This is a genomic window from Microbacterium jepli (assembly GCF_047237905.1).
GTDB lineage: Bacteria > Actinomycetota > Actinomycetes > Actinomycetales > Microbacteriaceae > Microbacterium.
Genome location: NZ_JBDFLW010000005.1, coordinates 510,252 through 523,772 on the forward strand (window position 1 = coordinate 510,252; position 13,521 = coordinate 523,772).

Genomic DNA, 13,521 nt, shown 5'->3' on the forward strand with positions numbered 1-13,521 from the left:
CTACCCCGCGCCCGGCGCCGCCCCGGGGACCTTTGCGCAGGCGCCCGTCCGGGATGGGCGGAAGCGGCGTCTCGGGGTAGCGTCGGAGCCGTCCCGCGAACCGCCGCTCTGTCGGCACGCGGCGCGGGGCGCTCCACCCCCGACACGCGCCCGCCGACCGGCACCGCGGAAAGGCCCGCACATGACCGATGCCCGTGCGATGCACGCGATCACCCCCGACACGACCGAGACGGTCGACGTCGTCCTCGACTACGCCCGTCGGCGGGCCCTGTGGGAGGACGTGCCGCTCGACGAGCCGAAGACCCCCGACGAGCTCGCGGCCGTGGCATCCGGGTCCGTCACCGACGAGGGCATCGGCGCCCAGCGCGCGATCGACCTGTTCGAGCACGTGCTGGCACCCGCGTGCATCACGACGGACCACCCCGGGTATCTCTCGTTCATCCCCTCGGCGCCGACGAAGGCCGCGCTGTCGTTCGACCTCGTCGTGTCGGCCTCGTCGATCTACGGCGGATCGTGGCTGGAGGGGTCGGGCGCGGTGTTCGCCGAGAACGAGGTGCTGCACTGGCTCGCGTCGGAGTTCGGTCTGCCCACGGGCGCCGGGGGCGTCTTCGTTCAGGGCGGCACGATCGGCAACCTGTCGGCACTGGTCGCCGCCCGTCACGACGCACGCCGGGCGCGGGAGGCGTCCGGCGAGCCGCTCCCGTCGCGCTGGGCCGTGGTCTGCAGCTCGGGGGCGCACTCGTCGATCGCATCCGCGGCGGCCGTGATGGACGTCGACGTGCTCACCGCCGAGACCGACGCGGACGGCCGGCTGCGCGGCGACGCTGTAAGGGCGGTGCTCGCCGAGCGGGGGCAGGACGTGTTCGCGGTCGTCGCGACCGGCGGCACCACCAACCTCGGCATCGTCGACGACATCGCGTCGGTCGGCGAGGCGGCGCGGGAGCACGGCATCTGGTTCCACGTCGACGGCGCCTACGGGCTCGCCGCGATGCTGGTCGAGCGCACGCGGCCGCTCTTCCGCGGCGTCGAGCTCGCCGACTCGCTCGTGGTCGACCCGCACAAGTGGCTCTTCGCGCCGTTCGACGCGTGCGCGCTGATCTACCGCGATCCGGCGAAGGCGCGCGCGGCCCACACGCAGAAGGCCGAGTACCTCGACCACCTGACCGAGAAGCCCGACTGGAACCCGTCCGACCTCGCGGTGCAGCTGACGCGGCGCTCGCGCGGCCTGCCGCTGTGGTTCTCGCTCGCCACACACGGCACCGCGCACTATCGCGCGGCCATCGACGCCGGCATCGTGCTCGCCGCCGACATCGCCGACGAGATCCGCCGCCGCCCCGAGGTCTCGCTCGTGCACGAGCCGCAGCTGTCGGTGGTCGTGTTCCGGCGGGAGGGCTGGGCGCTCGCCGACTACCAGGCGTGGTCCGACCGGCTCCTGGCCGAGCAGCACGCCTTCGTCGTGCCGTCCTCCCACGACGGGGAGCCGGTGCTGCGCTTCGCGATCATCAGCCCGATGACGACCTTCGAGCTGCTGCGCGACATCCTCGACTCGCTCGTCTGAGCGGACGCCGGACATGCCGACGGCCGACGCGCACCCCGAGCGCTGGGATGTCATCGTGGTCGGCGCGGGGCCGGCCGGATGCGCGGCGGCGGTTGCCGCCCGACGCGAACGGCCCGGTGCGCGGGTGCTGCTGCTGGATCGTGCCGCGTTCCCGCGCGACAAGGTCTGCGGCGACGGCATCGCCGCCGAGGCCCTCGACGTCCTCGCCGAGCTGGGGATGGATGCCGCGGCGATCGCCGACGGCTATCCGCCGGTCGAGCGACTCCGCCTGTCGGCTCCGGGCGGCGCCGAGGTCGAGCGCCGCATGGCGCGCGCGGCGCACGTCATCCCGCGGCGCGTGCTCGACGCCCGCATCCTCGCGGAGGCGCTGAGCCAGGGCGTCGAGTTCCGGCGCCATGCGGTGCGCACGGTCCAGTCGACGCCGCACGGTGTCGTCGTCGACGGCCTCCGAGCGGACGTCGTGGTGGGGGCTGACGGTGCGGAGTCCGTCGTGCGCCGGGCACTGCATCCGGCGCCTCCGGCCGGCACCGTGGCGCTCGCCTTCCGTGCGTACGCCGACGAGCCCGCCGGGCAACCCGGAACGCAGGTCATCACCATGACCTCCGCGCACTGGCCGGCGTATGCCTGGAGCTTCCCCGACGGCACGGGGCGGGCGAACGTCGGCTACGGCGAGGTCCTCACGGCCGCGCCGCCGTCGCGTGCGGCGATGCTCGAGCGGTGGGACGCGCTCGCCCCCACGGCAGGCACCCGCGATGCGCTCCGCGCGCACCGTCTGCCGCTGTCGACGGGCCGCCCGCCGGTCCCCGACGGCCGCATCCTTCTCGTCGGCGACGCGCAGTGCCTCATCAACCCGCTGACGGGGGAGGGGATCTTCTACGCCGTGCGATCCGGGCAGCTCGCGGGCCGCGCGGCGCTCGCCGGTGCCGGCGCTGGCTCGCTCTACCGCCGCACGATGCGGCGCGCGCTGGGCCGCCACTTCCGCCACACGACGCTGCTCGCGCGGGTGACGCGGGCGCCGCGGCTGATCGATGCGGCCGTGCGCGCCTGCCGACACGATCAGCGCGTGTTCGACGACCTTCTGCGCATCGGGCTGGCCGACGGTCTGCTCACCCCGAGGCTCGTGACGGGCCTGCGGCCGTGACGCAAGGCCCACGGTCGCGCAGGGGCGTCCGGTGGCCGTCAGGCGGCTGCGGCCCGACGCACCTCGTAGCGGTGCGCGTGGTGGAGCACGGGGTACGCGCGCCGCAGCAGCGCGCCGGTGACCCGGAGCGACGCGTGCCGCACGCCGTGCGCGTCCAGGGTGCGGTCGAAGGGCCGCGTGTAGTCGGCGAACTCCTCCGCCGAATCGCCCATGCGCCGCGCCGAGACGGTCGCGGCCATGCGCGGCGTGTAGCCGATCGGCAGGCCGTGCCGCGCCAGGTGTACGGCCAGATCGATGTCCTCGTGGAAGAGATCGTCGGGATCGGAGCAGACCGATGACCGGATGCTGCGCCACGCCGATCGCCGCAGCGCCATGTTGCTGCCGTAGAGGAAGGGCGCCCCGCAGACGGTCGTGATGGCCCGGCGGGCGAAGTCGTCGACCTGGCGCATGACCGTCGCGAGCGGCAGGTCGTAGTAGCCCACCGGGCCGGTGGTGGCCGCGATGCCCGGTCTCGCGAACGACAGGGCGAGCTGACGGATCCAGTCGGCTGACACCACCGTGTCGGCGTCGATGCGCGCCAGCACATCGCCGCGGGCGGCGTCGAAGCCGCGGTCGCGGGTGGGAACGAGCCCCTGGGCCTCGGTCTGGGTGATCACGATCACGGAGGGGTCGTCGGCCGCAAGGGCGCGGTAGTGCTCCAGCGTGCCGTCCGTCGACATGTTGTCGACCACGATGACCTCGAACGGAGCCACGCTCTGGCGCTGGAGTGCGGCGAGGCACCGGCCGACCGTGTCGACCTCGTTGAAGGCCGGCACGATGACCGACACGCGCGGCAGCGGCTGACGACCTCGCGCCGCAGAGCCTCCTGCGGGGGTGAGCGGCCGAACGGTCACACTCGGAATCTACGGCGCGTCGGCCCCGGAGCGCACGAGGGTTGACGCGCGTCGCCTTCGGGGGCCGGATGCCGCGGCCACCGGCTACGGTGGCGTGATGACCTCCCGGCGCGCCCGATGACCCGGCGTATCGAGCTCACGCTGCACAAGCCGCGACTCGCGCTGTACGCCGGCATCCGTCCCACTCTCGTCATCGACGGTCGGGGCCAGCCCGTGCAGTGGGGCGTGGGCACCTGGCAGCTGCCCGACGACCGTCCCGTCGTGCTCGGGGTCTACCTCTTCGCCCGTCTGTGGCGCTTTGGTCAGGCCGAGGTGACGATCGATCCCGCCGATGACGGGCCGATCGCCTACCGCGCGCCGGTGCTGCCGTTCCTCCCGGGACGGATGGGACCGCCGGCAGGTCACTGAGTCGGCCGACACGTCAACCGGTTCGCTTGGTGAGATGCGCTTTGCGGCTCGATATACAACGTTGGAAGTTTTCCTTGACCTCATGGGACATGGGCGGCACTCTTGAGCGCAGAGGCGTTTACTACGTTGTAAACGGATGATCCTCGCCTCATCCGGGGTGGTGGACGCCACTGCACGGCAGCCGGCTCGCGGAGGTTTCGCGGCGGTGGCCAGCGGTGCGCGGTCCTGCGCACCGACACCCCAGAGAGGAATCAACGGTGATGGATACTCGGGCGCGGCGCAGTCGCACGCGCAGCAGATGGGCGGCCGCGATGACGGCCGCAGCGGTGGGAGTGGGGTCGCTTCTGGCGGCGCCGCCGGCGATGGCGGTCGACGACGACTCCTGGGTCTCGGTGCCGCAGGATGCGTACTACCGGTTCTCGGTTCCGAACGCAGCGGTCGTCACCGCGGTCGGCTCGGAGGCGGCGATGGCGGCGGCCGAAGGCAGCTTCGGTCCGGGGAAGACCACCGCGCAGCTGAACATGTCGCGCAGCGGCGACAACTGGACGGGCACGATCGGGCCCCTCGAACCGGGGCTGTACTCCTACCGCTACAAGGCGACGGTCGGAGGCTCGGAGGCGTTGGTGTCGTTCCGGAATCCGGGGTCGCCGCAGGAGGTGACCTCCGACGGGTCGTTGAAGACGATCTTCGTGTCGGGTGCGGAGTCGGCGTGGATGGCGGATGTGCCGGCGGGTGGTGCGTTGCAGACGATCTCGTATGACAGTTCCACCGCGGGCGCGGAGAGGTCGGCGCTGGTGTGGACTCCGCCGAGCTATGACGCGGATCGGGCGGAGCCGTATCCGGTGCTGTATCTGCTGGGTGATGCCGGGCAGAGCTACCGGGAGTGGGCGGAGCTGGGCCGGGTGGGTCAGATCCTGGACAACCTCATCGTGGAGGGCGAGGCGGAGCCGATGGTGGTCGTCATGGGCGACGGCGACACGTCGGAGGCGCGTGCGGAGGTGCTGGACAACATCGTCCCGGCGGCGCGCGAGGACTTCAACATCTCGGACGAGCCGGCAGATCAGGCCATCGCGGGTATCGGACGGGGCGGGTCGCAGGCGCTGAACCTGCTGCTGACCGACACGGGTGAGTTCTCCAAGGTGGGCTCGTTCTCGGGCAGCCTGGTGAGCAGCGTCGGGTCGGCCAAAGCGGCCCAGATCAACGACGCGACCGATCTCATCCGCCTCTACGTCGGCAACGCGACGGACAAGTCGTACAACCAGAACGTCAGCCTCGTGCAGAAGCTGAGCGCGGCTGGTGTGGAGTACGAGTTCGACGGGGTCACCGCGGAGACGGGCGGGACGTGGAACACGTGGCGAGAGAACCTGCGCGACTTCGCGTCGCGTCTGTTCCGCACGGTCGATGACCACGGTCCCAGCGCGGGCAACCTCGAGCTGAACGGGCCGACATCGCTGCCGGCTCCGGGGACCACCCCGACGCCGTTCATCGACGAGAACGGGATCGTGACCTTCGAGACCGGCACCGAGTACGCCGACGCCAAGAACGTCACCGTCTGGGGCAACTTCGCACCCGGCGGCAGCTGGCTGCGCGTGCCCATGGAGAAGGCCGGCGACCGCTGGCGGGTGACCGTCGGTCCGATGGACGCCGCGTTCTACTACTACAAGTTCATCGTCGACCGCGTGGACAAAAAGGACACCGGCAACCCCGGAGCCTTCACGACCGAGGTCAACTGGAGCCCGTTCCTCATCCCCGGAGACACGGCACCGGCGCGTTTCCTCTCCGACGTGCCGGAGGGTGAGGGTGGTGCGCTGAACGTGCTGGACTACCAGAGCCAGGTCGCCGCTCAGCAGCGCTCCGCGTATGTCTGGACCCCGCCGGGCTACGACCCGGAGCGGGCCGAGGCCTATCCCGTGTTCATCCTGAACCACGGCGGCGGTCAAAGCTGGACCGACTGGGTGCAGTCGGGCCGGGCGAAGCAGATCCTCGACAACCACTACCGCGACGGAAACTTGACGCCGATGGTCGTCATCATGCCCAACGGCAACGTGTCGGACTTCAACAAGGAGATCAGGGAGAACCTGATGCCGGCGGCCGAAGCGGCCTACCACCTCAGCACCGACCCTTCGCAGCGCGCGATGGCCGGGCTCTCAGCGGGCGGCGCCCGCACGGTGGGCATGCTGAAGGCCTACCCGGGCGACTACTCCTACATCGGCGTCTTCTCCGCGGGCTTCGGCGGGACGACCGGGATCGACGTGGCGGCGATCAATGCGGGCACGAAGGTGCTGCGCCTGTACGTCGGCGACATCACGGACTTCGTGAACCCGGGCGCGCTCACATCGGTGCAGCAGATGGAGGCCGCGGGCATCGAATTCGAGTTCGACGGCATCACCGTCGGCCCGCACGGATGGGACCCCTGGCAGAAGAACCTGATCGATTTCGCTCCGCGGCTGTTCAAGGCGGACACGTCGTCGGGGATTCCGGTGGAGGCGACGATCCCGGAGGCCGAGAACGGTGTGCTGGCCCTCACGGTCGCTGACTTCGGTGACGGGGTGGCGGTGTCGGCTCCGGAGAACGCCGGCGACCGGCTGCGGATGACGGGCGCGCTGCCCGAGGTGACGGTCACCGACTCCCGCACCGCGCAGCAGGCCGGCCTGGGCGGCTGGGCCGTGTCGGGTCAGGCGGACGCGTTCACCTCCGACGGTCAGACCGTCGAGGCGGAGCACTTCGGCTGGATCCCGCAGGTGCTGACCCCGCGTCCTGGCCTGTCGGCCGGTGACCCGGTGCTGACGGTGATGGATGCCGGACCCGGCCTCGCCACGCCGGGCGAGCTGGCCTCGGCGGACCGTGAGGGACGCTTCGGCACCGCCAAGCTCGGCGCGGAGCTGCGACTGGAGGTCCCCGTGGACACCCAGCCCGGCACCTACACCGGTCAGGTGACGATCTCCCTGTTCCCCGTCGACTGACCCGCATCGACATCACGCAGTACCCACGCAACACCTGACAGGACGCGGCCGGCCGATTGCCGGCCGCGTCCTCGGAGGACATCATGAACGCTCGGCCTCGCACCCTTCTCGTTCTCGCCGCCGTCGTCGCGGCATGCCTGACTGCCGGACCGGCGGCCGTGGCTGCCGACGGACCTCCGCAGATGCCCTCCGCCGTGCGGGCGGAGGCGGCTCCGACGCCCGCCGGCGGTACCACCTGGGCGCTCCAGCCCGCCACCGCGGACGGCCCCGACGGCCGCGTCTCACTGCGCCACGTCATCGACGGCGGTGCGCAGGCATCCGATGCGATCGCTCTCACCAACTTCAGCGCACAGCCGGCCACCTTCGCGGTCTACGCGAGTGACGGCACCATCAGCAGCAGTGGCGGCTTCGACCTCGTCCCCGCCGATCAGGTGCCGAGCGACGGAGGCTCGTGGGTCGCGCTCAGAGACGTCGCCGGCTCGACGCCGCGCGACGGGGGAGGGATGCTCCTCCCCCTCGAGGCCGGCGCCACCGCCATCATCCCGATCGAGATCTCGGTGCCGGGTAACGCGACGCCCGGCGATCACCCCGCGGGCGTCGTGGCGGAGTTCGTGCCGGCGAGCGGTTCGAACGTCCAGCTTGCGTCGCGCGTCGGAGTGCGGATGCACCTCCGCGTCTCGGGCGACATCGTGGCGGCCGTCGTGCCGGAGGCCGTGCAGACGTCGGTCGCTCCGTCGTGGAACCCCTTCGCGCCGTCGATGGTCACGGTGACCTACGCGCTGGCGAACGCCGGCAACGTGCGACTCGGCTCCGAGACCGAGACTTCGCTGGCCGGGCCGTTCGGGGCGGGCGCGTCGACGGAGGTCTCGTCGCAGCGCGAGGTGCTGCCCGGCCAGGCGACGACCGCGACCGTCACGGTCCCCGTTGCGCCGCTCTTCTTCGCCTGGGGCGAGGTGCGCTCCGCACCCGTGGTGGTGGGAGACGACTCCGTGGAGGCGGAGCTGGCCGCGGCATCCACGTCCTTCACCGTCTGGACGGTGCCGTGGACGCAGCTGGTCCTCCTGCTGCTCCTCGTCGGCGGCTTCTTCGGATGGCGGACGCTCCGGCGTCGGTCGGGGGCACGCGTCCAGGCCCGGATCGACGCCGCCGTCGCCGCCGCCACGGCCGCGACGGTTCCGTCCGGGACCTCCGCTGCACAAGAGTCGGTCGCGCCGGCAGATGCCGCGGCAGCCGTAGGCGAAGAACGGGTCGGCGCGAGCTGAGTCCCGCTACTGCGGGGAGTCGGGGTTGCCGGTCGACTCGCGGGCGACGATGCGGAAGTCGGGCTTGATCGTGCGCGGCGGCCGGGCATCGTCCTTCTCGGCGATCCGCTCGATCAGGAGCTCGACAGCGATCGCGGCGATCTCGTCCCGGCCGGTGTCGACGGTGGACAGCGACGGCACGGAGTAGCGGCTCTCATCGATGTTGTCGAAGCCGATCACGTCGACGTCGTCCGGCACGCGCAGGCCCGCGGCGCCCAGGGTGCGCAGGGCGCCGAGCCCCAGGGTGTCGTTCAGGGTGAAGATCGCATCGAAGTCGACGCCCTCGTTCAGCAGGCCGCGCACCGTGTCGGCGCCGCCGGCGCGGTTCCAGTGCTCGCAGGGGCGGATGAGCGCGGGATCGATCTCGATGCCGGCGGCGTCCAGCGCCTGCCGGTATCCCTTGAGTCGCAGGCTCGCGGAGCTGGCCTCGTCGCCGGCGGCCGGATCGGCGCCGATCAGGACGATGCGACGTCGACCGCGCTCGAGGAGGTGCTCGACGGCGGCGCGCGCCGCGGTCGTGTTGTGCATCACGACATGGTCGGTCGGACCGTCGAAGATGCGCTCCCCGAGGAGGACGAGCGGGAAGCTGCCGCCGGTGAGCGCGGCCGCGTCCGTCTGGCCCATGGCGACCGGGCTGAACAGCAGGCCGTCGAGGAAGCGGCGCCGGCCGCCCGACACGGCCAGGAGCTCGGCGTCGCGCTCCCCGCTCGTCTGCTCAACGACGACCCCGAGACCGTGCGCCTCGGCGCTGCGGATCACGGCGTCGGCGAGCTCGGCGAAGTAGTTCTCGCGCAGGGCGGGCACGGCCAGCCCGATGACCCCGGTGCGCCCGGAGCGGAGACCGCGTGCGGAGAGGTTCGGCCGGTAGTCCAGTTCCGCGATCGCATCCTGCACCCGGTTCCGGGTGTCGGGACGCACGTGCGGGTAGTCGTTGATGACGTTGGACACCGTCTTGATCGACACCCCCGCGACGCGCGCGACGTCGTGCATCGTCGATCCCATCGACGCCTCCATCCGGCCAGAGCGATCCTCGTACTTTATCCGCTTCCCCCATCGCTCCGGACCGCCCATTTTACAACGTTGTATCGCGTGTGTAGTGTGCTGACCATCACGACGAAGGAGTCCTCGATGCTGACCGCCGACACCTGGCCCATCGCGGCTGCCCTCCTCCCTCTGGGAGACGCCGATCCCGCGGTGGTCCCCGCAGCGCGGCTGGCTGAGAGGTGGCGCTCCGATCTCCTCGAGGTGGCCGACGCGGGGTTCGAGGGGGTCGGTCTCACCGACTCCTGGGTCCGGTACGGCGATCTGGACGCCCGCGGCCTGACCGCCCTGCGTGACGCACTGACGGAGACCGGCCTGCGGGCCCTGTCGATGTCGGCCATCCGGCGCAGCGTCATCGACGAGCGCGACGGCGACGCGCACCTCGCCTACGCCCACCGCTGCATCGACGCGGCGGCCGAACTGGGTGTCGAGGTGGTGTCGTTCGGACTGCATCGCGCGCTGACCGCCGAGCAGGCGAAGCAGCAGTGGTTCTGGACCGTCGAGGGGCACCGCGACGACCCTGACGACGGCGATGCGTGGCAGCGCGCCGTCCGGCGCTTCCGCGAACTCGGCACCCACGCAGGCGAGGTCGGTCTCGTGGTCTCGCTGGAGATGTACGAGCACACGTACCTCGGCTCGGCGGCCTCGTCGGTGCGGCTGGTGGAGGAGATCGGTCTCGACACCGTCGGCCTGAATCCCGACATCGGAAACCTCGTTCGTCTGCACGAGCCCGTCGAGTCATGGCGGATGCTGCTCCAGGCCACGATGCCGTACGCGAACTTCTGGCACGTCAAGAACTACGCGAGGGACGAGGATGCTGCGGCGGGCTGGTTCTCGACGACCCCGTCCTACCTCGAGTCCGGCGTGATCGACTTCCGGTCCGCGGTGAAGATCGCCATCGGAGCCGGCTTCCAGGGGGTCATCTGCACGGAGCATTACGGGGGCGACGGGCTGAGCATGAGCGCGGCGAACCGCGACTACCTCCGGCGGATTCTGCCCAGGCGGGACTACGAGGTCGGCCACAGCCGGGTGCACCAGACGTCGCCGGCGCGGGTGTCGTCATGACGCGCATCCTGTCCGAGCCGGAGACCTTCGTTCCTGACGCCCTGGCGGGGTTCGCAGCGGCACACGCTGATGTCGTGCGCGCGGTCGACGGCGGTGTCGTCCGTCGCCACAGGTCCGCTCCTGGGCGCGTCGCGGTGCTGATCGGCGGCGGATCCGGTCACTTCCCCGCCTTCGCGGGCTACGTGGGGGAGGGCATGGCGGCCGGCGCGGTCTGCGGCAACATCTTCTCCTCACCGTCCACCGGCCAGGCGATGCGCGTCGCCCATGCGGCCGACGCCGGGGGCGGCATCCTCTTCACGTACGGCAACTACGCCGGCGACGTGATGCACTTCGGCGAGGCGGAGCGCCGCCTGCGCGAGGAGGGCATCGACGCCCGCACCGTCCTGCTGACCGATGACGTCGCCAGCGGACCGCGCGACGCGCGCGCACAGCGCCGGGGCATCGCCGGCATCGTGTTCGCGTTCCACGTCGCAGGCGCCGCGGCCGACCGCGGCGACGTTCTCGACGAGGTCGAGCGGCTGGCGCGCCTCGCCAATGAGCGGACCGTGACCTTCGGCGTCGCGTTCTCGGGCTGCACGCTCCCCGGGGCCGATGCGCCGCTCTTCGAGGTGCCCACGGGGATGATGTCGCTCGGACTGGGGATCCACGGCGAGCCCGGCATCGAGGACGTCCCGCTGCAGACCGCGCCGGACCTCGCCGCGACCCTGCTGCAGCCGCTGCTCGCGGAGCGGCCTGCAGGCGCCGACCGCGTCGCCCTCATCGTCAACGGCCTCGGCTCGGTCAAGTACGAGGAGCTGTTCGTGCTGTTCGGAGAGGTGTCGGGCCTGCTCGACGCGCAGGGGATCACCGTGGTGCAGCCGCTCTGCGGCGAACTGGTGACGAGCCTCGACATGGGCGGCGCCTCCGTCAGCCTGCTGTGGCTCGACGACGAGCTCGAGGAGCTCTGGGCCGCGGCGGCGGCAGCGCCCGCCTTCCAGCGGGGCGCGGTCGCACCCCGCACGGGCGACGCCGAGCAGATCGACGATTCTGCCGTCGAGAGCCGGTCCGGCATCCCGTCGTCCTCCGAGCCCGCTCCGGCCGGCTCGGTCGCCGCGGCGGAGACGGCCGCCGACCTCCTGCGGGTCGCGCTCGACGTCGTCCGCGTCCATGAGGCCGAGCTCGGCGCACTCGATGCGATCGCCGGCGACGGCGACCATGGGGTGGGGATGGTGCGCGGACTGGATGCCGCGGTGACGGCCGCCGAGCGGAGCGGCGTCGCCGCGGGTGTGTCCGCGACGCTCACCGCGGCGGGGGAGGGATGGGCCGAGCGCGCCGGCGGCACCTCGGGCGCCCTGTGGGGCGCCGCCCTCGCGCAGCTCGGCGCCACGCTGGACGATCGCGACGAGTACCCGCCGGCGCTCATCGCGGATGCCGTCGACGCGGCGGTGGAGCGCATCCGCGCGCTCGGCGGTGCGGATGCCGGAGACAAGACCATGCTCGACGCCATGGCGCCGTTCGCGGAATCGCTGCGGGGCGGGATCGCGGGGGGAGAGCCCCTCGCCGGCGCCCTGCGCGCGGCGGCCGCGTCTGCCACGGCGGCGGCCGCGTCGACGGCCGCCCTCGTGCCGCGCCGCGGACGGGCGCGACCGCTCGCGGAGCGCAGTGTCGGCCACGCCGATCCCGGCGCGACGTCCTTCGCCATGATCGTCAGCGCCGTGGTGACGCGCGTCGAGACGGGGAGCTGACATGGGATGGCGCATCGTCGTCGGGGCGGATGACGCGGGGCAGGCGTACAAGGACGTCCTGCGCGACCTGCTGGCCGCGGACCCGCGGATCGACCACGTCGAGGACGTCGGAGTGGCGGAGGGCGGGTCCACGCCCTACCCGAGCATCGCCGTAGAGGCCGCGGAGCGCGTGGCCGCCGGGACGGTGGATCGTGCCGTGCTGGTCTGCGGAACAGGACTGGGCATGGCGATCGCCGCCAACAAGGTCCGCGGCATCCGCGCCGTGACGGCTCACGACAGCTACTCGGTCGAGCGCAGCATCCTGAGCAACGACGCCCACGTCCTCGCGCTCGGCGCCCGCGTCATCGGCCTCGAGCTGGCGAAGCGCCTGGTCTCGGAATGGCTGGACTACCGCTTCGACCCTGCGTCGCCGTCGGCGGCGAAGGTCGATCTGATCGAGAAGCACGAGGAGACAGCATGATCGAGTCCATCGCCGTCGTCGGATCCGGCTACATGGGGGGCGGCATCGCCCAGGTCCTCGCGCTCGCGGGCCTGAGGGTGTCGCTGGCCGATGTGAGCCCAGAGGTCGCCGCGGCAGGTCGGGAGCGCATCATCGCGGAGGCCGCCGACCACGCCGCGCGCGGGCTGTTCCCGCCCGACGCGCGCGACCGCATCGCCGAGGGCGTCACCGCCGCCGCGTCGATCGAGGACGCCGTCGCGGAGGCCAAGTTCGTCGAGGAGGCCGTGCCGGAGGTGCCGGAGATCAAGTCCGGCACCCTCGCCCGCATCGACGCCGCGTGCCCCGTCGACGCCATCATCGGCAGCAACACGTCGACCATCTCGATCGGCGTGCTGGCGGAGGCGCTGGAGCGCCCCGACCGCTTCCTGGGAGTGCACTTCAGCAACCCGGCCACCTTCGTGCCCGGGGTCGAGGTCATCGCGCACGCTGGCACCGCCGATGGTGTCGTCGAGCGCGTCGTCGAGCTCCTCGCCGAGGCGGGCAAGGTCGGCGTGCCGATCAAGGACGTGACCGGCTTCGCGCTCAACCGCCTGCAGTACGCCCTGTTCAGCGAGGCGGCCCGCCTCGTTGAGGAGGGTGTCGCGACGGCCGAGGCCGTCGATCTCATCACCCGCACGACCTTCGGCTTCCGGCTGCCGTTCTTCGGACCCTTCGCCATCGCCGACATCGCCGGCCTCGACGTGTACGAGTTCTGCTACCGGTCGCTGTCGGAGACCTATCCCGAACGCTTCGCCGAGCCGGAGGTGCTCGCCGCGCACGTGGAGAGGGGTGAACTGGGCCTGAAGACGGGACGCGGGTTCCTGGCCACGTCACCCGAGACCGCCCCGGAGGTCGCGCGCTACCGCGACGACGCCTACGCCGCACTGTCGCGCCTCCTTGCCGATCTGCCGGCCCCGCCCATCCGGTACTGAGCGGAAGTTCCGCTCAG

At 71.9% G+C, this 13,521-nt stretch carries 11 protein-coding genes; 9 read left to right on the top strand and 2 right to left on the bottom strand.

Annotated elements, in window-relative coordinates:
• Positions 1-181 precede the first annotated feature (181 nt).
• Positions 182-1,558 carry a pyridoxal phosphate-dependent decarboxylase family protein gene (locus ABC304_RS06605; RefSeq protein WP_412929682.1) on the top strand — a complete coding sequence of 459 codons (1,377 nt, stop codon included), beginning with the start codon at positions 182-184 and terminating at the stop codon, positions 1,556-1,558.
• Between the two features lie 13 nt (positions 1,559-1,571).
• A complete protein-coding gene (locus ABC304_RS06610) occupies positions 1,572-2,699 on the top strand; it encodes an NAD(P)/FAD-dependent oxidoreductase (protein ID WP_412929683.1) in 1,128 nt (375 codons plus the stop codon).
• A gap of 38 nt (positions 2,700-2,737) precedes the next feature.
• Here ABC304_RS06610 and ABC304_RS06615 read toward each other — a convergent pair whose 3' ends face one another.
• Positions 2,738-3,592, bottom strand: coding sequence for a glycosyltransferase family 2 protein (locus ABC304_RS06615; protein ID WP_412929684.1), 855 nt, complete (start codon positions 3,590-3,592; stop codon positions 2,738-2,740).
• A 117-nt stretch (positions 3,593-3,709) separates the two neighbouring features.
• On the opposite strand from ABC304_RS06615, the gene ABC304_RS06620 reads away from it, so the two are divergent.
• From ABC304_RS06620 to ABC304_RS06630, 3 genes are all read left to right on the top strand, one after another.
• The gene (locus ABC304_RS06620; RefSeq protein ID WP_412929685.1) at positions 3,710-4,000 is read left to right on the top strand and encodes a hypothetical protein; all 291 of its coding nucleotides are present in this window, start codon (positions 3,710-3,712) and stop codon (positions 3,998-4,000) included.
• Between the two features lie 311 nt (positions 4,001-4,311).
• The gene (locus tag ABC304_RS06625; protein ID WP_412929686.1) at positions 4,312-6,963 is read left to right on the top strand and encodes an alpha/beta hydrolase-fold protein; all 2,652 of its coding nucleotides are present in this window, start codon (positions 4,312-4,314) and stop codon (positions 6,961-6,963) included.
• Between the two features lie 83 nt (positions 6,964-7,046).
• Positions 7,047-8,225, top strand: a complete 1,179-nt coding sequence (locus ABC304_RS06630; protein WP_412929688.1) for a COG1470 family protein — start codon at positions 7,047-7,049, stop codon at positions 8,223-8,225.
• Between the two features lie 6 nt (positions 8,226-8,231).
• On the opposite strand, the gene ABC304_RS06635 is transcribed toward ABC304_RS06630, so the two are convergent.
• The gene (locus tag ABC304_RS06635; RefSeq protein WP_412929689.1) at positions 8,232-9,254 is read right to left on the bottom strand and encodes a LacI family DNA-binding transcriptional regulator; all 1,023 of its coding nucleotides are present in this window, start codon (positions 9,252-9,254) and stop codon (positions 8,232-8,234) included.
• Between the two features lie 108 nt (positions 9,255-9,362).
• Between ABC304_RS06635 and ABC304_RS06640 the strand changes: the two genes are divergently transcribed.
• The 4 genes from ABC304_RS06640 to ABC304_RS06655 are packed head-to-tail and all read left to right on the top strand — an operon-like array spanning position 9,363 to position 13,504.
• Positions 9,363-10,370, top strand: coding sequence for a sugar phosphate isomerase/epimerase family protein (locus tag ABC304_RS06640; protein ID WP_412929690.1), 1,008 nt, complete (start codon positions 9,363-9,365; stop codon positions 10,368-10,370).
• Positions 10,367-12,094 (top strand): dihydroxyacetone kinase family protein, encoded by a 1,728-nt coding sequence (locus ABC304_RS06645; protein ID WP_412929691.1) that lies wholly within the window; start codon positions 10,367-10,369, stop codon positions 12,092-12,094. The genes ABC304_RS06640 and ABC304_RS06645 overlap by 4 nt, the downstream gene beginning before the upstream one ends.
• 1 nt (position 12,095) lies before the next feature.
• Entirely contained in the window at positions 12,096-12,554 is a 459-nt protein-coding gene (locus ABC304_RS06650; RefSeq protein ID WP_412929692.1) for a ribose-5-phosphate isomerase, read from the top strand.
• Positions 12,551-13,504 (top strand): 3-hydroxyacyl-CoA dehydrogenase family protein, encoded by a 954-nt coding sequence (locus tag ABC304_RS06655; RefSeq protein WP_412929693.1) that lies wholly within the window; start codon positions 12,551-12,553, stop codon positions 13,502-13,504. The genes ABC304_RS06650 and ABC304_RS06655 overlap by 4 nt, the downstream gene beginning before the upstream one ends.
• Positions 13,505-13,521 lie beyond the last annotated feature (17 nt).